Source organism: uncultured Rhodoblastus sp., assembly GCF_903903185.1.
Classification (GTDB): domain Bacteria; phylum Pseudomonadota; class Alphaproteobacteria; order Rhizobiales; family Beijerinckiaceae; genus Rhodoblastus.
Map to the genome: position 1 here is coordinate 18,360 of NZ_CAIUXT010000242.1, position 20,273 is coordinate 38,632.

The following is a 20,273-nucleotide window of genomic DNA, read 5'->3' on the forward strand; positions in this document are numbered from 1 at the left end:
ACAATGGCGGGTTGACGACACCGAAAGGCCGGCGACGAACAACGACCGGCGACAAGAAAGTTCGGCGACAAAGCGCGATTGCGCGATAATTGGCTTGAACGGCCTGCGCGAGACGCCATTATGGCGTCCGATCCGCGCGCCGGGAAAACTCCCGTACGCCCAGCAGCAAAAAATGTGCCCAGCACGGGGGCCGGCGCGGAGGCCTGCTTCACTTCGCCCCTTGTGCAAAGGATTTTTCCTCTGCTATCGGTGCGCACCATCAAGGGGAAAAGCCAATGAGTTCGATCCGCCCGCTCGCCGCCGGCAACTGGAAAATGAACGGAAGCAAAGCCGCGCTGGCGGAAATCGCCGCCATCGCCGCCGCTGCGGCGGCGGGAGAGACGGGCGGCGCGCAGACGCTGATCTGCCCGCCGGCGACGTTGATCGCGGCGGCGGTCGAAGTCGCGGCCGGCCGTATCGCGATCGGCGGGCAGGATTGCCACGCCAAGGCTTCGGGCGCCCATACCGGCGATATTTCGGCCGAGCAACTCAGGGACGCCGGCGCGACCTTTGTCATTGTCGGCCATTCCGAGCGCCGCGCCGACCATGGCGAGAGCGATGAAACCGTGCGGCTCAAGGCGGAAGCGGGTTTGCGCGCCGGACTGACGGCGATTGTCTGCGTTGGCGAAACGCAGGCGCAACGCGAGGCCGGGCAGACCCTGGCCGTGGTCGGCGGGCAAATATCGGGCTCGTTGCCGCATGGCGCGACGACGGAAAATCTCGTCGTCGCCTATGAGCCGGTCTGGGCGATCGGCACTGGCCTGACGCCGACGGCGGAGGATGTGGCCGAGGTCCACGCTTTCATCCGCCACGAACTCGTCGATCTCCTGCCCAATGTCGGCGCGGGCGTGCGAATCCTTTATGGCGGCTCGGTGAAGCCGGGCAACGCCCACGAATTGATGGGCGTCGCCAATGTCAATGGCGCGCTGGTCGGCGGGGCGAGCCTCACGGCCAAGGATTTTCTCGGCATCGCCTCGGTCTACAAGTAGGCTCCGGCTGGCCGCCCATCGAACCTCGAACCTGTCAGCGGCTATAGGCTTTCCATTGCCGGGGTTTTGCGTTAAGACCCGCGCAAACGCCGCCGCGTCCTCCCCGGAGCGGCGGTTTTCCGGTTGCGCGATTTTTGGGATTTTTTTATGCAGACGGTGCTGATCGTCATCCATCTCCTCGTCGTGATCGCCCTGATCGCCACGGTTCTGTTGCAGCGCTCCGAAGGCGGCGCGCTCGGCATGGGCGGCGGCGGCGGCGCCGGCAGTTTCTTCACCGGACGCGGCCAGGCCAATGCGCTGACGCGGGCGACGGCCATTCTCGCGACGCTGTTTTTCATCACCAGCCTGTCGCTGACCGTGCTGGCGTCCTACACCCGCTCGCAGAAGTCGATTTTCGAATCGCCCGCCGGTTCGACGGCGCCCGCCGAACCGGGGCAGGGCAGCGTGCTCGACAAGCTTAAAGCCATGCAGAAAGCGCCGCCGGCGCCGGAACAGGCGCCGCCAGCGCCGGAACCGACGCCGGGACCTGGAACCGGGCCGGATCAGGCGCCGCCGCGTTCGCGGTAATTTCGTTCCAGCCCAAAGGCGCCTCGACGACAAGCTGGGGCCGGTCCGCCGGCCCTTTCGCAGAAATTCCGGCGCTTGACCGGCGCGTGTTCGTGAGCCTCGGGCGAAAGGGGCGCGGCGGCGCTCCAGCGTCCCGCCAGAACACGAGGCCCCGCATGGCGCGCTATATTTTCATAACCGGCGGCGTTGTGTCCTCGCTTGGCAAGGGGTTGGCCTCGGCGGCGCTCGGCGCGCTGTTGCAGGCGCGCGGCTACACGGTGCGCCTGAGAAAGCTCGACCCCTACCTCAATGTCGATCCGGGCACCATGTCGCCCTATCAGCACGGCGAATGTTTCGTCACCGACGACGGCGCCGAAACCGATCTCGACCTCGGTCATTACGAACGCTTTACCGGCCGTTCGGCCAATCGCATGGATAATGTCACCACCGGGCGCATCTACCGCGACATCATCGCCCGCGAGCGGCGCGGGGATTATCTCGGCGGCACGGTCCAGGTCATCCCCCATGTCACCAACGCCATCAAGGAATTCATCCTCGACGGCAACGAGGGCTATGATTTCGTGCTGGTCGAGATCGGCGGCACGGTCGGCGACATCGAGGCGATGCCTTTCCTCGAAGCGATAAGGCAATTGGGCAACGACCTGCCGCCCCATCATTGTGTCTATATCCACCTGACGCTGTTGCCCTACATCCCCTCCGCCGGCGAGGTGAAGACCAAGCCGACCCAGCATTCGGTCAAGGAATTGCGCTCGATCGGCATCCAGCCGGACATATTGCTGTGCCGCGCCGACCGCGAGATTCCGGCCGAAGAGCGCAGAAAACTCAGCCTGTTCTGCAATGTGCGCGAATCGGCGGTGATCGAGGCGCTCGACGTCGCCTCGATCTATGAGGTGCCGCGCGCCTATCACGCCGCCGGCCTCGATCACGAAGTGCTGTCGGCCTTCGGCATCGAGCCGGCGCCGCGCCCCGACATGAGCCGCTGGAATGCGGTGATGCAGGCGGTGCATAATCCCGAAGGCGACGTCACCATCGCCATTGTCGGCAAATATACCGGCCTCAAGGACGCCTACAAATCCTTGATCGAGGCCTTGGCGCACGGCGGCATCTCCAACCATGTCAAAGTCCATCTCGACTGGATCGAGGCGGAAATCTTCGAGCATCAGGACCCCTCGCCCTATCTCGAACATGTCCATGGCATTCTGGTGCCGGGCGGCTTCGGTTCGCGCGGCTCGGAAGGAAAAATAGCCGCCGCGCGTTTCGCCCGCCTGCGCAAAGTGCCTTATTTCGGCATATGCTTCGGCATGCAGATGGCGGTGATCGAGGCGGCGCGCTCATTGGCCGGGATCGAACAGGCCGGCTCGACCGAATTCGGCCCGACCCCGGAGCCGGTGGTCGGTCTGATGACCGAATGGCTGCGCGGCAACGAGCTGGAACAGCGCGAGGAAAGCGGCAATCTCGGCGGCACCATGCGGCTCGGCGCCTATCCGGCGCTGCTCAAACCCGGCACGAAAATCGCCGAAATCTACGGCGCGACCGAAATTTCCGAGCGCCACCGCCACCGCTACGAGGTCAACCGCGACTACGGCGAGCGGCTGGAGCAGTGCGGACTGGTGATTTCCGGCGCCTCGCCCGACGGATTGCTGCCGGAAACGGTGGAATTTTCGGACCATCCCTGGTTCATCGGCGTCCAATATCACCCCGAGTTGAAATCGCGCCCATTCGAGCCGCATCCCTTGTTCGCGAGTTTTATCGCGGCCGCCAAGGCGCAGAGCCGGCTGGTGTGAGGGAGGAAGTCCTGATGGATCGCCGCTTCACGAATCCCCTCACCCTGAGGAGCGCCCTTGGGGCGCGTCTCGAAGGGCGAGGGCGTCATGAGCGCTGCGACTCAGATTGCGCCTTTGCCCATGGTTCGAGACGCGCCCTTCCGGGCGCTCCTCACCATGAGGGCTGGAGGGGGCCCACTATTCCTTTGCGCGCGAGGCGAGACGAACCAGTGTTTCGTAATCGCGCTCGATCAACGTCTTTTTCTTGGCGCGCGTCCAGCCTTTGATGCGGCGCTCGGTTGCTATGGCCTCATCCACCCGTTCGAACGACTCAGTGTAAACGAGCGTGACCGGCCTGCGGCTGTAAGTAAAGCAATGCGGGTCCAACCCTTGTTCATGCTCGCTGGCGCGTTCAACGGGATCGCGTCGCGTCAGCCCGGTATAAAAGGAGCCATCCGCGCATTGCAAAATAAAGATGTGCGCTCGCGTCATGTGTTTTCGTCAGGGCCTTCAAACACCCATACAGCGCAAACCGGAGCCCAACAATCCCCTCACCCTGAGGAGCGCCTTTTAGGCGCGTCTCGAAGGGCGAGGGAATCGCTGGCCTCGGCCTTCCCGCCGCTGCCGCGCGGATTGCGCCCTTTGCCCATGGTTCGAGACGCGGCGTTCCACGCCGCTCCTCACCATGAGGGGGCAGGGGTGAAAGATCGCGAAGCGAAATGGGCCAAGGCGAGGAGCCGGCCGGTGTGAGGGGGGCCGAAAAAAGCGAGGGCGCCGCCGATTGGAACGGGCTCAGTTTCGCCGCTCAAGCAGCACGTTCAGGTTGTTTCGAACCGTGATCGTGCTGGGATGATCCGGCCCATAGCTGGCCTCGAACAACGCCAAGGCGCGCCTCATCATCGGCTGCGCCTCATCAAGTCGGTTGGTATCTACGAGCAATAAGGCGAGATTGCTGAGGCGAAGAGCCACGATGGGATGATCGGGACCGTAACTGGCTTCGTCAATGGCCAGGGCGCGGCGCATCATCGGATTCGCCTCGTCAAGTCGGTTGGTGGCTCTTAACAATTGGGCAAAATTATTGAGGCTGATCGCCACTATAGGATGATCGGGACCGTAACTGGCTTCGCCAATTGCCAGGACGCGGCGCATCATCGGCGTAGCTTCATCAAGTCGGTTGGTGTCTTTGAGCAATGCAGCAAGATTGTTGAGGCGGATCGCAACGTTGGGATGATCGGAACCGTAACTGGCTTCGTCCATCGCCAAGGCGCGGCGCATCATCGGCTCCGCCTCGTCCAGGCGATTAGTGGCTTGGAGCAACTGCGCGAGATTGTTGAGGCGGATCGCCACTGTGGGATGATCGGGACCGTAACTGGCTTCGTCAATGGCCAGGGCGCGGCGCATCATCGGCTCCGCCTCTTGAAGGCGATTGGTGGCTGTGAGCAATTGAGCGAGATTGTTGAGACGGATCGCCACTGTGGGATGATCGGGACCGTAACTGGCTTCGTCAATGGCCAGGGCGCGGCGCATCATCGGCTCCGCCTCTTCAAGGCGATTGGTCGCTGTGAGCAATCCACCGAGATTGTTGAGGCGGATCGCCACGTTGGGATGATCGGGACCGTAACTGGCCTCGTCAATGGCGAGGGCGCGCCGAGACATGCGTTCTGCTTCTGAATGTCGCGCCTTGGCGTCGAACAATTGACCGAGCTCCCCATAAAGGCGGGCTGTCGGCGCCACGATCCCTCGCCTGTCGGCGCGCTCCGCGACCGCCGAGGCGTGCGAGGCGAGAGGATCGAGCAGCGGCCAGGTTCTGACGTCCGCCGGGTTGCCGACGAAAGCGGCATCCACCCATTCCAACGCCTCGCGCAGCGCGGCGCCTCGTCGTTCCTCCGTCATGTCTCGCCGGGTGAAGTCCTGCACCAGCCGATGCACGGCGAAACCGTCCTCTGACGCCTTGCCGGTTTCGACTTGCGCGCGAGCGATCAGCGAATAAGCGAACAGATTGCCGCGGCCGGTTTTCGCGTCGAAGTCCGCAGGGTCGGTGTCGACAGCGACATCGAGCAGGCTGTCGGGAACAGACTCTGGCGCGAGAAAGGCGAGGCGTTCAAGCAAGCGCCTGCCGTTCGCTGTCAGGCGCGCGACCGAGGTCGCCCAGGTCGCCGCGAGGCCGGTGTCGTGGTCATAGCTCATCAGGTTCTTGTCGAACCAGTCGAGTACGGTCGCCCGCTTCTCCTGCCAAAGCTTGAGATAAAGTTTAAAACTGGTTCGTTCGGCGGCGATATAGGCGCCCGCCTGTTCGAGTCCGAGGGCGAGGCCGCCGAGTTCGCTGGCCAAATCTTCGGCCAATCCGGCGTCATCGGCTGCATGGATGCGGTCGTCTTCGGTGCGTTCCAGTAAAAATTCGACCGAAGCGGGAATATCGAGAACGCCGAGTTCGATTTTGCGCACGGAACCGGGGAAACCGCCCGCGCGGCCAGTGATGAGAATTTTGCCGCCGCGCAGTTTCGCCAGCAGCTTGCCGACGGCGGCGACGGCTTCAGGCGCATCGACATTGTCGAGGACGATCAGCCAGCCCGGATGATGTTCAAGCCACCCAAGCGCGGCGGAGATTTTGACCGCATCCTCGCGCGCATCCTTATCGGGCAGGTCGAGAATATCCGGCCCGGCCAAAGCCGCCAGACTGGTAAAAAGCAGCGCGGGCGTGTCGGCGCGCAGGAACAGCAAGGCCGAATAGTTTTCGGCATATTTCAGGGCATATTCGACCGCCAGCCGCGTCTTGCCAATGCCGCCAAGCCCGTGAAGGGCGCGGACCGAAATGGCCGCTCCCGCGTCCGTGCCGGCAGTCAACGCCTTGTGCAAATCGCCCAAAACTTCGTCACGGCCTTTGAACAGCGAACCGAGCGAAGCGTAGGGCAGATTATTGGGCCGGCGGTGCGTTGGTTTTGGTTCGGGTTGCGGCAATTTGTCGTGCAGCCAGGCCCAGGCGCGGCTGGCGAGTTGGTCCGGGTTGGTGAACAGAATATCCGGAAAACGCTCCCGCGCCGCTAGCCGCTTCAAATGCTCCGCCTGCGCGGCGCGTTCGGATTCCGAGTCGGCGTAGGTTTCTTCGCGCACGGCGTTTTCGTCCGCCTTGGCGATGAAAAGCGCTCTGCGGTGATATAGCGCGAGCCACGCCTCCCATTGCGTGTAGGAAACAACCGCACCCCGGCGTAAAGCTTCGCCCAGCGGCGGCAGTTCGTCGACCAGATGCGGATAGTAGACCAGCAGCGCATCCACATCGTGTTTGGGGGGCGCGGCGCCGGTCATATTTCCGACGAGGTGAACTACGGCATCGCATAACGTAATGTAATCGTTCAGCAGGGCGAGCGTACTTTTACCCTGGCCCTTGAAATCTTCCTGCACCTTCACCTCGACATTGGGCGCTGTGAAGTCGCGGCGCAATTTCTCGCGATAGGCCAAAAACTCTCTGGAAACGGTCGAGATAAAAATTCTGGCAAACATTATGAGTTTCCAGCCACAGTTCGATTGGCGGCACTATTCCACCTTCCCCACCCGCGAACCAGCGTGCTTCGAAAGTTTTACAGGTCAATCTGTCTGCGGTTCACGGCAAAGCCGGATTGGTTCGCTTGCACAGCGATGACGGTCAGCTCAGCAAAAAAGCCGCCAAAAGGCGGCCTTGCTTCGCTTTGACCATCACGGCCCCAAGTTACCCCGAAAGCGCTTCGTCGGATTGCCTTGGGACTTGATAGCCAAGAATTGGCTAGTTTTGGATCGCGAAAATTTCGCCATATTCGGCATATTTGCGGACCAGCCTGTGCAAGGGTAACTCAATGCTGGCTTCGCGCGGTTCGAATATGAAAGAATAATCTATGTAAGGCGCGCCGTCGAACAGCGCGGGAGCATCCGCTTTCAAAATAAGCGAATTCGACATTTCCGCTTGAACTCGCTGCCGATGATACGGATCCATGTTGCTCCCCCATTTGTTTGACCCGAACTAAATAAGAGTTACGGAACAAACACTTAGCATGTTTGACACAAAAGTGTTAAGAATAGTGTTTAGCAGAGGCCGATGCTTTTGACAAGATTTCCATGTAGATGAATTTTTTTGCAACAACCTGGATTCCGAAGGCGCCGGCGCCCAATTCCGCGGCGACCAGAAGCCTTTTCCGATCCGACAGGACCGGAACAGTGCCTCTAGTTGCTTGATTTTATGCGTTTTATTCGCTAACGCGGACCTTCGTTCCACGCGAACCGGGTCCGCTTCGCTTGAAAACGCTTCAGCAACGAACCTTCCGTCATCAAGGCGCAACATTCTCGAGGTTTTTGTCCGACCGGGCCGGGCTGAAGGCCTCATGCCCTTGGCTTGGACGTCCGACTTCCAAAAAGTCGCGCCGCGTGTCGCTCCCTGTGACGCCCCTGCAACGCCGGGGCATAAAACGCACCATCCGATTGACCCTCGTTTCAAATTGACGTTGTTTGGGATTTGAAGCGGCTTCGCCGCCTCGAAGGAGCGAATTTGGCGCAGGACCTGACCCGGACCGGGCATGGCGGCGGCTGGCGGCGGATCGTCGCCGGCCTCGCCGTCGTCGTCTTGATTTTGCAGGGTCTGAGCTTGTTTGCGCCCCCGTCGCGCGCAAAAACCCCGGCCGAGCCGGCGCTGGCCGCGTTTTCCGGCCTGCCCGGCGCGGAATTGGCCGGAACCATCCTCTGCCTCAATGGCGACGAAGGTGATTTTTCCGGCAAAAGACCTGTCCATCGCCACGATCCGGGCGATTGCCCCATGTGCCAGATCGTCGGCGCCAGCCTTGCCGCCGTCGCAGCATCCGGCGAACCTTCGGCGCCGCCGCCGCGCGAATCCGCCGAGCCGGCGATTCCGCCCGGCGAAGCCGCGCCGCGCGCGCCGCCGCATTTCGCTTCAAGCCCGCGCGGCCCGCCTTCCATCGTCTGAACCGACGCGCAAATTGCGGTTAGCTCCGGCTCGCCTTGCAGGCGTCCGCGCAGCCCCGCCTTCCCCATTTCCCGTTCCTTCGCGCCTGTCCCGATCCGACGATCGTCCCGGCCGTTCGAGCAGATTTCAAGGTTCAGCCATGTCTCTTCACCCCATCATTCGCCTGGCGGGCGCCTGTGCCGCCGCCGTGCTCGCCGGCGCGTCTCCCGCGCTGGCGCATACCATCGTCGGCGACCGCCTGTTCCCGGTGACCGTCACCATCGACGACCCCGGCGTCAACGACGAACTGGCGCTGCCCACTTTCGCCACGATGACCTCCGCCAACCCGGACGGTTCGCCGGGACCGATTTCCTATAATCTCGGCTGGGGTTACGGGAAAACCATCACCGCCGATCTCGGCTTCTCGATCGGCTCGCAAGGCTATAACTGGCAGAAAAGACCCGACGCCCAAGGATGGTCGAATATCGAGACCCAGTTGAAAAAGGTTTTCTACCAGAACGCCGCGCAGGAATTCATTTTCGCTGGCGCCGCGAGTTATGAATGGGCGCATACCGGCAGCCCGCAGTCCGCGTCGCTGGCCCCCGATCCGTTCAGCACGATCACCGGAAAACTGTTTATCGGCAAGGGGTTCGGCGACGCCTCCGTCGACTGGCTGCGTCCTTTCGCGGTCACGGGCGAGTTCGACTACAGCATCCCCACCGCCACGGCAAATAGCGACGGCGGGCTCAATCCCCGGACCGTCGCCTATGGCGCGACGCTGCAATACAGCCTGCTTTACATGAATTCCCATGTTCAGGAGGTTCCCGACCTGTTCCGGCGGCTGATCCCGGCTTTTGAAGCGGTTTTCACCACGCCGGTCTCGAACATTCCCCCTCCGGACCCGAGCCTGTTCTCGCCGAACACGACGACCGGCGTGTTCGGCCCGTCGCTCTATTATATCGGCAATTATTTCGAAGTTGGCGTCATGGCGCAGATTCCGGTCAATTCGGCCAGCGGCAGGAATGTTGGCATCGCGGCGATCGTGGATTTCTTCCTCGACGACATCGCCCCCAATTCCATCGGCAAACCGCTGTTTGGGCCGCCCCAGCCGCGCAGCGGCCGTTATTGAGGACAATCGCATGAAATACTTCCGAACGCTCGTCCTCGCGGCTCTGGCCTGCGTTTTCGCGGCGGCTTCCGCTTCGGCCCATGCCTTCCTCGATCATGCCGTCCCCGCCGTCGGCGCAACCGTTTCGGGTTCGCCCGGCGAAATCGAACTGGTGTTCACGCAAGATATCGTCCCGGCTTTTTCCGGCGCGGAAATCTTGGTGGCGGGGGGCGGCGCCGTGCCCTCGGCCAAGGCTGCGGCCAGCGCGGGGAACCCTGCCGCGCTGCGGTTGCGGCTCGGACAGGCGCTCAAGTCCGGCGTTTATATCGTGAACTGGCATGTGGTGTCGGTCGACACCCACCGCAGTTCGGGAAGCTACAAATTCACCGTAGCGCCCTGAAGCCGCCGGAATTTCGAGGACAGGCATGGAGGCGACAAATCCGGCGGACGGGCAGGCGATCCTCATCGCCCGCTGGATTCATTTCGCGGCGGTGTTTGTTCTGTTCGGCTCGGCCCTGTTCTGGTTTTACGCAGGCCAGGGAAGACGTTTCTCCGAGGGCGACGGGTTGGCCGGGGCGCGCCGCGCCACCATCGGGCTATTGCGCGCCGCCGCGCCGGCGGCGGCGATTTCGGGGCTTTTCTGGCTTGCCGGGATGCTGGCGAATATGACCGATGGGTTCGCCAGCGTTGCCGATCCGGAAATGCTGCGGCTGTTCTTCACAAAAACGCAGTTCGGTCCGGTGGCGATAGCGCGCCTGGCCTTGCTGGCGAGCGCCGTGGCGATCGCCCTGTCGCCGCTGCGAAATGGCGCCTTCCTTTTGGCGATGCTGGCTATCGGCGCCTTGCTGCTGATCGACCAGGCCTGGCTCGGCCATGCGGCGGAAGGCGGCGCGGGAATTTACGGCGCCTTGATGATCGCCGTCTACAGCGTCCATGCGCTCGCGGCCGGCGTCTGGGTCGGCGGCCTGGTGCCGCTGCTTTTGGTCCTTGTCGCGCAGAGCCGCCTCGACAAGGTCGAGGCGCGCGAAGCGACGCTGGAAATCCTGTCGCGCTATTCCGCCATGGCGCTGGTCGCTGTGGTCCTGATCGTGCTCAGCGGCGCCGCCAATGCGGGGTTTCGCGTCGGCTTTGCCTTCGCCCGATTAGCGGATTTGGAATATGGGAAGGTTCTGGCGGTCAAAGCCGCCGCCGTAGCCTCGATGCTCGCGCTGGCTTTTTTCAATCGTTTCGTCGCCATGCGGAATTTGCGCGCCGCCGCGCCAGGCTCCAAGCGGCCCGTCGCCAATTTAAGCGTTAGCGTGGCTTTCGAACTCGCGGTGGGTCTGGCCGTGCTCTGGTTCGCCGCCGTGCTCGGAATGACGCCGCCGCCGCCGTGAAGGGCGAAGCGATGGCGGCGCCTCTTGCGGCGGCGCCCGCCTTGGCCGATAAAGCGGGCTGTCTTGCTGTTCGGGGCCAGAAAATGCCTAGAAAATTGGTGGCGCTCACGCTTGCCGGCGCCCGCAAGAGCGAGTTGGCCAACGCTTGGGCGCGGCTCGGCTTCGCGCCGGATCGTTCGGGAGAGGCGATCGCGCTCTCCGACGGCGTCGCGCTGGCGTTTTTTGCGGCCGACGATGCGGCGGCGGCCGCCGTCGGAGACTTGCAGGCGCGGGCCTTTCTGGCGTATTTCGCCGGGCGGCTTTCGGGCGCGGCGATGCTGACGCTGGCAGGGTCGCCGCAGGAATGCGGCGCCGCCCGTCCCGAACCATTCGGCGGAGCCGATTGTTTCGTCATTCTGGCCCCGCCGCGCCATAAAACCGCGCCGGCCCAGCCCAACGGCGTCACGGGTCTCAAAACGCTGGTCGCGGTGGCGGAAAGTCCGGCCGACCATGCCGAAGCTTTGACCCATCTGACCGGCCAGCACGAAATGCTGGCGACTTCCGCCGGGCTGGAAATCGCGCTCGAGGGCGGGACGGCGCTGGCGGTGCTGTCGCCGCTGGCTTTCGCCTTTCGCTATGGCTTCGCCGCGCCCGAAAGCGGGGCTTTTCGCATCGCCGGTCTGGTGTTCCGCGTCGGCGATCTCTCTGCGACCGAAAAATTTCTGGAACGCAAGGGCGTGGAGCCGAAAATTCAGGCCGGGCGGCTGATCGCCCGCCCGGGCGAGGGCGCCGGCGTCGCCGTGGCCTTTGAACAGGACTGAAGAGTCCCGGAGTAGATTGAATGTCCCATTCCGGCAAAGCCTCGCCGCACGTGACTGTCGGCGCCGGCGCCCGCGCGGCGCATTTCGGCAATGACCTGCCTTTTGCGCTGATAGCCGGTCCCTGCGCGCTGGAAAGCCGCGACCACGCGCTGTTCATGGCGGAAAAGCTCGCGGAAATCGGCGCGAGGCTCGGATTGGACATCGTGTTCAAATCCTCCTTCGACAAGGCCAACCGTACGTCGGCGTCGAACCGGCGCGGCATCGGCCTTGAGGCGGCGCTCAAGATTTTCGCCGAGATCAAGGCGCAATTCGGTCTGCCGGTCGTCACCGACGTTCACGAGAAGGAACAATGCGCTCTGGTCGCCGGGGTGGTCGATCTGTTGCAGATCCCGGCCTTTCTCTGCCGCCAGACCGATCTGTTGCTGGCGGCGGCGGCGACGGGCAAGCCGGTCAATGTCAAGAAAGGCCAGTTTCTCGCGCCCTGGGACATGAAGAATGTCGCGACGAAAATCGTCGAGGCGGGCAATCCCAACGTGCTGGTGACCGAACGCGGCGTTTCGTTCGGCTATAATACGCTGGTGACGGATTTTCGCGGCCTGCCAATTATGGCGCGCGAGATCGGCGCCCCGGTGATTTTCGACGCCACCCATAGCGTGCAGCAACCGGGCGGACAGGGAACATCTTCCGGCGGCCAGCGCGAGTTCGTGCCGGTGCTGGCGCGCGCGGCGGTGGCGGTCGGCGTCGCCGGCCTGTTCATCGAAACCCACGACCGTCCCGACGAGGCCTTTTCCGATGGGCCGAACATGGCGCCACTCAATGAACTGGAGCCGATGCTGGCGCGCCTGATCCAGTTCGACCGGCTCGCCAAGGGACTCTGATCGCGCGCCTCGGCCGAGCAGCCTCGCCTAAATGCCCTTGAGCAAGAAGCGGCGTCCCGTTGTCTGGATCGGTCTCGCGTTCATCGGGAAGATCGCCTTGAACCTGGCGATGTCGGCCTCGGCGACTTCGATGGGCTGTTCGAACACGTTCCAGTCGACCACTTCCGAACAGGGCGGGGTTGTCAGCGAGCCCTCATAGCGGAAGCGGATGCGTTTTTTGGGCAGGAGACGATTGGGATCGATCGGCGTTCCGAACTTTTTTTCTCCTGCGGTCGCCGGGGCCAGGGCCATGATTTCCGCGAATTCGGCATTTCGGGCGCCGGGCTTGATGAAGACGCCGATGACGGCGAGGTCGCCGTTCGGATGGGCGTGGACGAAATGGATCTCCATGGCGTGGCGCTCGCCTTTGACCGCATGTTCGCTCGGGTGATGGAAGTGGAACTGCTTGAGTTGGTATACCTCGCCGCCAAGCTTGACGGAGTCGGGGTTGTTCACGACGGCTTCGATGGTATGGCCGTTGTTGAGAATTTTATAGGCTTCGGGCTTCCAGTCGATGTGGAGGCCGCCGACTTGCGCCGGCATCGGCTGTTTCAGATCGATCGGCGATTGCTGGGCGCCGATCGAGCAGGCCTTGTAGGTCGGGTCGATCCTGCCCCAGTCGGCGATCCCGTCCTTGCCTTCATAGGACCAATGGGCGGCTTCCTCGGCGCGGGCGAGGCCCGCGCAAACCCGGCAGGCGATGAAACCAGCAATAAAACCACGACGGCTCAAACGCATATCGGCCTCCTGCGCTCCAAATGCGCGAGGAAGATAGCATCAGCCCCGGCGATGCAAAGCGACAAAGGGGACGAAACGGCCACGCGCAGGAAAATCCCCCTGCCGGCGAAGTGATTTCGTTCAGCCCGCCTGGCCGAACACCCGGCCAAAAATCGTGTCGACGTGTTTCAGATGATAGCCGAGGTCGAATTTCTCCTCCAGTTCGGCGTCGCTCAATAGTTTCTTGACGTCCGCGTCCTTCTTGAGCAGGTCGAGAAAATCGCCTTCGCCGCGCCATACCGGCATGGCGTTGCGCTGGACATAGGCATAGGCGTCCTCGCGCGAGGCGCCCTTCTGGGTCAGCGCCAGCAGCACGCGCTGCGAATGGACAAGGCCGCCGAGCAAATCGAGATTTTTCTGCATGTTGGCGGGGTAGACCAGCAGCTTGTCGATGACATTGGTCAGGCGGGCCAGCGCGAAATCCAGCGTCACCGTGGCGTCGGGGCCGATCATCCGCTCGACCGAGGAATGGGAAATATCGCGCTCATGCCACAGCGCCACATTTTCCAAAGCTGGCGTCACCATGCCGCGCACCAGACGGGCGAGGCCGGTGAGGTTTTCGGTCAGCACCGGATTGCGCTTGTGCGGCATGGCGGAGGAGCCCTTCTGGCCTTCGGAAAAGAATTCCTCAGCTTCCAGCACTTCGGTGCGCTGCAAATGGCGGATTTCGATGGCGAGGCGCTCGATGCAGGAGGCGACCACGCCGAGCGTGGCGAAAAACATGGCGTGACGGTCGCGCGGGATGACCTGGGTCGAAACCGGCTCGGGCTTCAGGCCCATCTTGGCGGCGACATGTTCTTCGACGCGCGGATCGATATTGGCGAAAGTGCCGACCGCGCCGGAAATGGCGCAAGTGGCGATTTCCGCGCGCGCGGCGACGATCCGGGCGCGGCAGCGCGAAAATTCCGCGTAAGCCTCGGCCAGCTTGAGCCCAAAGGTCACCGGCTCTGCGTGAATGCCATGCGAGCGCCCGATGGTCGGGGTCAGCTTGTGCTCGAAGGCGCGGCGCTTCAGCGCGGCGAGCAGGTCATCGACATCCTGGATCAGAATATCGGCGGCGCGGGTCATCTGCACCGACAGGCAGGTGTCGAGCACGTCCGACGAGGTCATGCCCTGATGGACAAACCGCGAATCCGGCCCGATGAATTCGGCGAGATGGGTCAGGAAGGCGATGACGTCATGTTTGGTGACTCGCTCGATCTCGTCGATGCGGGCGACGTCGAAGGTGACGTTGCCGGCCTTGTCCCAGATGTTTTTGGCGCTTGCTTTCGGAATAACGCCGATTTCGGCAAGCGCGTCGCAGGCATGGGCCTCGATCTCGAACCAGATTTTGAAGCGGGTCTGCGGCTCCCAGATGGCGACCATTTCGGGGCGGGAATAGCGCGGGATCATCGGGTTTCTCTCAAGACAAAGGCACGAATTTCGTGGAGAAGGGAAGTGGCGGCAGCTTTATGTTCGACAGGTTTTCGGCCTGGGCGACGGTTTGGCGTTCCGCTACCCCCTAAACGGGGACGCTGACGAAGGAAAGCCCTCATTGCCGTCCGGGGCAAATGACTGCCCCCGGCTCCCATGAGGCATCGGCCGGGCGAGGCGGTATCGCCCAAAAAGCCGGGCGCTCGTTTCCCTGGAGCATTCCCCCTAGGAGTTGCATAGCTTTAGGAAAAAAATCTTATATTAAATAAAGATTTAGGGAATTTTTCTGATTCCGCGTAAACGGAAAAGGCTGTGACAGGTGATTCTGATGTCCAAACGATTGGAAAACAACTTTTCAGAGTCCTTGAGTTCGGCTATTTTGCTTCAATATATGGGAGGGTGGCAGCCTGGGCGGAAAAATGCCGATCTGGTTGCCAATTTCGGCGGAGCGATGCAAGAAATCAAAAAAAAGGGCAACGTACATGAAATGTCTGCAGACGTGGCTGGCAGTCGCCGCGGTCCTGATTGCGGCAGGGGCTCCCGCGAACGCCGCTCTGGTTTCGCCGCTCGGTTACACCTTCGATGAACCGACAAGCTGTGGCGAGTTTTGCTATCACGATCCCAATTTCACCAAGCTGACGGACGGTATCCTTGGCAATAGCGGCTGGGAAACGAACCAGGGCGCCGCGTGGGTTGGCTGGTCGGGGTATCCCGTCATCAATATTGATTTTTCCTTCGCTGCTCCGGCGCATATCTCAGCCGTCAATTTCTACACGACGCAAGACTATCTGGCCGACGTCGTCCTGCCTTCGCTGGATATTTATTCATCCAAAGACGGCTCGAACTGGAGCCTGGCCGGCGCGTTGAGCGTCGATCCCAATAACTATCCCTTCTATAATTCTGCTTCGACAGGCCTAACCCCATTCCTCGCGGTGTCGGGCCTTGCAATCGACGCGCAATATGTTCGCGTGTCCTTGCTCAGAAACGGCCCCTGGACCTTTTCAAGCGAAGTGACCTTCGTTGATCCGGCTGTTCCGGAACCGGCGACATGGGCGATGATGGCCATGGGCCTCCTGGGGCTCCGTCTGCTGGCGTCCAGAAGAAGGGAAGGCCCGGCGCTCGTCTGAACGCCGGCTGGGAAAAGGCGACGGGGGTTGAAAAAGGAGGACTCCGCCGGAAAATCGCCTCGGTAACGATTGGCCCGACCCTTCGCCGGTTTTCCTTCGCGCTCGAACCGCCTGTTCCGAGATCAAAGCGAGGCTTCGACGTCTCGCCGAAACCGCGGTTTCATCCCGCCAAAGCCGAACGGCCGGTTGTCGCGCGGTCCTGCCTTGCCGGCGCCGTTCGTGAAGTTTCGCAAACCGCCGAACCCGAAACTTTACATCGGCACCCTCAGATGGCGTTACTGCTCTGCTTGCAACGCTCCGCACGCCTTAAACGACTTCCCCCCGCGCCAACTGCGCGGCGAAGCGTATCGCGTCAATGTTCTTCTTGTAGTGCTCTGGGCCGCCCTTGAAGACTGCGGAACCGGCGACCAGCCAATTGGCGCCCGCAGCCACTATGTCCAGCGCATTGTCCGCCGTGACTCCGCCATCGACTTCAATCTCGATCTCACGATCTTCGACCATCGCCCTGATCCGTCGCAGTTTTTCCAGACAGGACCGGATGAACTTCTGGCCGCCGAAACCGGGATTGACCGTCATGGCGAGGATCAGGTCGAGATCGTCCAGCACATAATCGAGCACGTTTTCCGGCGTCGCCGGATTGAGCGACACGCCGGCCTTTTTGCCGAGCCCCCGGATAGCCTGCAACGAGCGGTGCAGATGCGGCCCGGCCTCGGCGTGGACGACGATATAATCGGCGCCGGCTTTGGCGAAGGCCTCCAGATAGGGATCGGCGGGCGAGATCATCAGATGCACGTCGAAAGGCTTGTCTGTAGCGCCGCGAATGGCTTTGACCACGTCCGGGCCGATGGTGATGTTGGGCACGAAATGGCCGTCCATCACGTCGACATGGATGATGTCGGCGCCCGCGGCGACAATGGCGCGGATTTCCTCGCCAAGTTTCGAGAAATCGGCGGCGAGGATGGAAGGGGCGATCTTCAGCGGGCGCATGCGCGTATTCCTGCCATGGGCTAAAGTGAGCACAGCTCCTACAGGATCGGCGCGCCCGCGTCCACCGCGCGCCGCGCGTGGCGCCTATGTTGCAGTGCGGGAATGCTGCCAATGGTCGCGGCCCGCCAACCGGGCCGGAGGGAATGCGTGATGCTCAAGGCGGATGTGCTGGTGCTTGGAGCCGGAATTGTCGGCGTCGCGACGGCCTTGCAGATCGCCTCGAAAGGCCGGCAGGTGGTTTTGCTCGACCGGCGCGGGCCGGGCGAAGAGACCAGTTTCGGCAATGCCGGACTGATCGAGCGCGCCTCGATCTTTCCCTATCTGTTTCCGCGCGATCTGCGCGCGCTGGCGGTCTATGCGGTCAATGGCGCCAATGAGGCCCATTACCGGCCCGCCGATCTGCCCGCCTTCGCGCCCTGGCTCGCCCGCTACTGGTGGGAGAGCGCGCCGGAACGCGCCAAGGCCCATGCCTTGGCCGTGCTGCCGCTGATCGAGAATTGCCTGAGCGAACATGAAAAGCTGATCGCCGAAGCCGGCGCGCAGCATCTGCTGCGCAAGGCCGGCTGGATCAAATTGTTCCGCAGCGAGGAGACCTTTGCCCACGGGCGCGAGGCCGCCCTGAAAATCGAGCCGTTCGGGCTGAAAGCCGCCTTTTACGACGGCAAGACTCTCACGCAGATCGAACCGTCGCTGCGAGGCGGTTTTGGCGCCGTGCATTATCTCGATCCGGCCTCGATCACCGACCCATGGGCCCTGACCAAGGCTTATGAAGACCTGTTCGAGCAGCGCGGCGGGATTTTTCTGCGCGGCGAGGCCAAAACCTTCCGGCCCGCCGCCGAGGGCTACGGCGTCGAGACGCAACAAGGCCCGTTGCTGGCGCGCGAGGCGGTGGTCTGCCTCGGCCCCTGGGCGGATGTCATCACCGGACCGCTCGGCTATGACTTCCCGATGGCGGTAAAGCGCGGCTATCACATGCATTATGCGCCGGCTCCGGGCGCCGTGCTCAACCATCCGGTGCTCGACGCCGACAATGGCTTTCTGCTGGCGCCGATGGACCGGGGCATCCGCATGACCACCGGCGCCGAATTCGCGCTGCGCGATTCAGCCCCCGACTATGGCCAGATCGAGACCAGCGAAGTTCTGGCGCGAAAACTGTTCCCGTTGGCGCAAAGGCTCGACGAAACGCCCTGGATGGGCCGGCGCCCCTGCCTGCCGGACATGCTGCCGATCGTTGGGCCGGCGCCGCGCCACAAAGGGCTGTGGTTCAATTTCGGCCATCAGCATCACGGCCTGACGCTGGCGGCGATCACCGGCCGGCTGCTGGCGGAACTGATCGTCGGCGAGACGCCTTTCGCCGATCCGGCGCCGTTCCGGATGGAGCGGTTTTGAAGCATGCCGAAGCCATGGAGGGTGAAGGTCTGGCGCAGGCGAAGGCTTCTGTTATCCTGTGCGGGCCGTCGCCGGAAATCCCCTCGCGGCTGGCGAGGAATCTGTTTTCTTGAATGAGAATCGTCGAAGCCTCGCGACTAAAAGTCTCCCCGCGCTGGCGGCTTTGGGCCTGTTCGCGGGCTTGTCTCAGGCCTTGGCGCAAGAAGGCGGGAGGGAGTCGGGCGGAGCGGAATCGGGCGACGCCTTCGAAACCAAGCATATTTTCGGCTTTACCGAAGGAACCGATGTCGGCTCGGCGGGCGGCCGCGAACTGGAGTTCACGACCACCGCCTATATCGGCAAGCGCGGCGGCGGCCGTTATCGGGCTCTGGAGCAGGAGGCGACCTATGAAGCCGCGCCGTCGAGCCGGTTCGGCTATGAGGCGACCCTGCATGGCGTGTCGCAGCAGATCGGCAATGTCCCGGGGCTGAACAACCTCAGTCAGACCACCTTTTCCGGGGCTTCGGTCACTCCGAAATGGATTTTGCTGGCGCGGGGCGTCGATGCGCCCATTGGCCTCGCGGTTTCGCTTCAGCCCGAATATGACCGCATCGATCCGGTCATCGGCGCCAATGCGAATAATTTGGTGTTGGCAAGCCGGGTCTATCTGGATGCGGAGCTGATCGAGAACAAGCTTTATGGCGCCGTCAACCTGATCTTTTCGCCCGAGGTCGAAAGTGTCGCCGGCGATGGCGTCAGCCAATACGCGCTGTTCGGCGCGACCGCCGCGCTGACGTATCGCGTCACGCCGGCTTTGGCTTTAGGCGGCGAAATCGAACTCTACGAGACCTTCGATTCCTTGGGATGGCGCCAATGGAGCGGCTCCGCGAGTTATCTCGGCCCGACCCTGCACTGGCAGGTCACGCCGAAAGCCTTTGTCGCCATCGCCTGGTCTGCGCAGATCGCCAACCGTCTGCCCGACAATACCGCGACCGCGCTGGCGCTTGTTAATCAGTCCGATATTTCACGCCAGCGGGGCCGGCTGACGTTCTCGGTCGAATTCTGAAAGCTTTACGCCGGCCGCCACAATCCACTGGCGCTTGGCCAAACAAGGAGTTGAGCAAACCTCGGGCTATTTCCACAACGCGAGCGGATGCGCCGAAAACCGCGCTGCACCGCGCCGCCGGCCGGTCTTGGCGGCGACATATTTGAGCGCGGCTTCGCGGCTGGCGAAAAAACCGCCTTCGCGGCCACGGGAATCCATCGCCACCCAATTTCCCCGCTCATCCTGTCCGACGATGAAATGGGAGGAAGAAGTTTTGCCGAAGGTTTCGGGCGCTTGTACGGTACGAAAGGCGATATCCATTGTAACACCAGATGCGAAGCGGCTTGTATAACTGACCGCAGCGGCGTTTTCGCGCGAACCGCATAAGGAGTCGATAGCGAATGGATGACAGGAATATTAAATTTTTGTATCCTTGGTCGGGCGGATTGCGGTGAATGCGTCAAAAGGACCATTGAGGGTCAGATTTCTTGGGCAAGGCCGCGCCAGCTTTCCGGCTTCGGCTCTTGCCGCAGGCGGTGCAGGAAATTCCACGCCAGTTCGAGCCGCGCCGCGCCCTCCGGGCTCAGACCCGCGCCAAGTTCGAAATTCTCGCCGCGCACGCCGAGCAGAAAGGCCGGCGGAGGGGCTTTGCCGGTGACCTGAACGAACACCGCCAGCACCGATTCCGGCGCCAGCGCATGGCTGGTGTGGGTCATGCCCTCACAGGCGAAAATCTCGCGGAACGTAAAGGGCGCCGGCGTGTCGGCCCCCGCGTCGATGAACAGGGCGAGGTCGGCGCCTTCGAGATCGAGCGCATGTTCGAGTTGCAACTGGTAGTCCTCGATCAGGACGGCGTCGTCCCAGCCGGCCTGTTCGATTCGCGCCAGCAACAGCGGCCCGACGCCATCGTCGCCGCGCGAAATATTGCCCCAGCCGAAGACGACGAGTTTCATGGCGAAAATATTCCATCCGGGCTGAACAAGCCTTGTCCCTTCTCCCCTTGCGGGAGAAGGTGGCCCGAAGGGCCGGATGAGGGGTTGGCCGCAGGGCGATTACTATGGTGTGAGGCTGCT

General features: G+C 62.5%; 19 protein-coding genes. 12 read left to right on the forward strand and 7 right to left on the reverse strand.

What is annotated here, in order from left to right; all coding sequences use genetic code 11:
* Positions 1 to 275 precede the first annotated feature (275 nt).
* The 3 genes from tpiA (at position 276) to QZY01_RS22315 (ending at position 3,379) form a co-directional block, all read left to right on the forward strand.
* The gene (gene tpiA, locus QZY01_RS22305; protein WP_294541660.1) at positions 276 to 1,028 is read left to right on the forward strand and encodes a triose-phosphate isomerase; all 753 of its coding nucleotides are present in this window, start codon (positions 276 to 278) and stop codon (positions 1,026 to 1,028) included.
* Between the two features lie 147 nt (positions 1,029 to 1,175).
* Positions 1,176 to 1,595 carry a preprotein translocase subunit SecG gene (secG, locus tag QZY01_RS22310; RefSeq protein ID WP_294541662.1) on the forward strand — a complete coding sequence of 140 codons (420 nt, stop codon included), beginning with the start codon at positions 1,176 to 1,178 and terminating at the stop codon, positions 1,593 to 1,595.
* Between the two features lie 155 nt (positions 1,596 to 1,750).
* Positions 1,751 to 3,379 carry a CTP synthase gene (locus QZY01_RS22315; RefSeq protein WP_294541664.1) on the forward strand — a complete coding sequence of 543 codons (1,629 nt, stop codon included), beginning with the start codon at positions 1,751 to 1,753 and terminating at the stop codon, positions 3,377 to 3,379.
* A gap of 177 nt (positions 3,380 to 3,556) precedes the next feature.
* Here QZY01_RS22315 and QZY01_RS22320 read toward each other — a convergent pair whose 3' ends face one another.
* Together QZY01_RS22320 and QZY01_RS22325 are read right to left on the reverse strand one after the other, a co-directional pair.
* Complete coding sequence (locus QZY01_RS22320; RefSeq protein ID WP_294541665.1) at positions 3,557 to 3,850, reverse strand: GIY-YIG nuclease family protein; 294 nt, start codon at positions 3,848 to 3,850, stop codon at positions 3,557 to 3,559.
* Positions 3,851 to 4,150: 300 nt separating this feature from the next.
* Entirely contained in the window at positions 4,151 to 6,856 is a 2,706-nt protein-coding gene (locus QZY01_RS22325) for a tetratricopeptide repeat protein (RefSeq protein ID WP_294541666.1), read from the reverse strand.
* Between the two features lie 1,015 nt (positions 6,857 to 7,871).
* Between QZY01_RS22325 and QZY01_RS22330 the strand changes: the two genes are divergently transcribed.
* The 6 genes from QZY01_RS22330 to kdsA all read left to right on the forward strand — a co-directional run bounded on the left by QZY01_RS22330 (position 7,872) and on the right by kdsA (position 12,444).
* Positions 7,872 to 8,303, forward strand: coding sequence for a DUF2946 family protein (locus tag QZY01_RS22330; protein WP_294541668.1), 432 nt, complete (start codon positions 7,872 to 7,874; stop codon positions 8,301 to 8,303).
* Between the two features lie 139 nt (positions 8,304 to 8,442).
* On the forward strand, positions 8,443 to 9,411 hold the full coding sequence (locus QZY01_RS22335; protein ID WP_294541670.1) for a hypothetical protein: 969 nt from the start codon (positions 8,443 to 8,445) through the stop codon (positions 9,409 to 9,411).
* Between the two features lie 10 nt (positions 9,412 to 9,421).
* On the forward strand, positions 9,422 to 9,790 hold the full coding sequence (gene copC, locus QZY01_RS22340) for a copper homeostasis periplasmic binding protein CopC (protein ID WP_294541672.1): 369 nt from the start codon (positions 9,422 to 9,424) through the stop codon (positions 9,788 to 9,790).
* A gap of 25 nt (positions 9,791 to 9,815) precedes the next feature.
* The gene (locus tag QZY01_RS22345; RefSeq protein ID WP_294541675.1) at positions 9,816 to 10,766 is read left to right on the forward strand and encodes a CopD family protein; all 951 of its coding nucleotides are present in this window, start codon (positions 9,816 to 9,818) and stop codon (positions 10,764 to 10,766) included.
* 83 nt (positions 10,767 to 10,849) lie between these two features.
* Complete coding sequence (locus QZY01_RS22350) at positions 10,850 to 11,566, forward strand: hypothetical protein (RefSeq protein WP_294541677.1); 717 nt, start codon at positions 10,850 to 10,852, stop codon at positions 11,564 to 11,566.
* Between the two features lie 20 nt (positions 11,567 to 11,586).
* Positions 11,587 to 12,444, forward strand: coding sequence for a 3-deoxy-8-phosphooctulonate synthase (gene kdsA, locus QZY01_RS22355; protein WP_294541679.1), 858 nt, complete (start codon positions 11,587 to 11,589; stop codon positions 12,442 to 12,444).
* Between the two features lie 27 nt (positions 12,445 to 12,471).
* Here kdsA and QZY01_RS22360 read toward each other — a convergent pair whose 3' ends face one another.
* Both QZY01_RS22360 and purB read right to left on the reverse strand, forming a co-directional pair.
* Positions 12,472 to 13,221, reverse strand: a complete 750-nt coding sequence (locus QZY01_RS22360) for a carbonic anhydrase family protein (RefSeq protein WP_294541681.1) — start codon at positions 13,219 to 13,221, stop codon at positions 12,472 to 12,474.
* 120 nt (positions 13,222 to 13,341) lie between these two features.
* A complete protein-coding gene (purB, locus tag QZY01_RS22365; RefSeq protein WP_294541684.1) occupies positions 13,342 to 14,652 on the reverse strand; it encodes an adenylosuccinate lyase in 1,311 nt (436 codons plus the stop codon).
* A 440-nt stretch (positions 14,653 to 15,092) separates the two neighbouring features.
* On the opposite strand from purB, the gene QZY01_RS22370 reads away from it, so the two are divergent.
* Positions 15,093 to 15,800, forward strand: a complete 708-nt coding sequence (locus tag QZY01_RS22370) for a PEP-CTERM sorting domain-containing protein (protein ID WP_294541686.1) — start codon at positions 15,093 to 15,095, stop codon at positions 15,798 to 15,800.
* Between the two features lie 306 nt (positions 15,801 to 16,106).
* On the opposite strand, the gene rpe is transcribed toward QZY01_RS22370, so the two are convergent.
* Positions 16,107 to 16,787, reverse strand: coding sequence for a ribulose-phosphate 3-epimerase (rpe, locus tag QZY01_RS22375; protein WP_294541688.1), 681 nt, complete (start codon positions 16,785 to 16,787; stop codon positions 16,107 to 16,109).
* A gap of 150 nt (positions 16,788 to 16,937) precedes the next feature.
* Between rpe and QZY01_RS22380 the strand changes: the two genes are divergently transcribed.
* Positions 16,938 to 18,176: an FAD-dependent oxidoreductase gene (locus tag QZY01_RS22380; protein WP_294541691.1), complete on the forward strand. Its 1,239-nt coding sequence runs from the start codon at positions 16,938 to 16,940 to the stop codon at positions 18,174 to 18,176.
* Between the two features lie 109 nt (positions 18,177 to 18,285).
* On the forward strand, positions 18,286 to 19,221 hold the full coding sequence (locus QZY01_RS22385) for a hypothetical protein (protein ID WP_294541694.1): 936 nt from the start codon (positions 18,286 to 18,288) through the stop codon (positions 19,219 to 19,221).
* 66 nt (positions 19,222 to 19,287) lie between these two features.
* On the opposite strand, the gene QZY01_RS22390 is transcribed toward QZY01_RS22385, so the two are convergent.
* Entirely contained in the window at positions 19,288 to 19,419 is a 132-nt protein-coding gene (locus QZY01_RS22390) for a hypothetical protein (protein ID WP_294541696.1), read from the reverse strand.
* Between the two features lie 260 nt (positions 19,420 to 19,679).
* Positions 19,680 to 20,153, reverse strand: a complete 474-nt coding sequence (locus tag QZY01_RS22395; protein ID WP_294541699.1) for a hydrogenase maturation protease — start codon at positions 20,151 to 20,153, stop codon at positions 19,680 to 19,682.
* Positions 20,154 to 20,273: the final 120 nt, after the last annotated feature.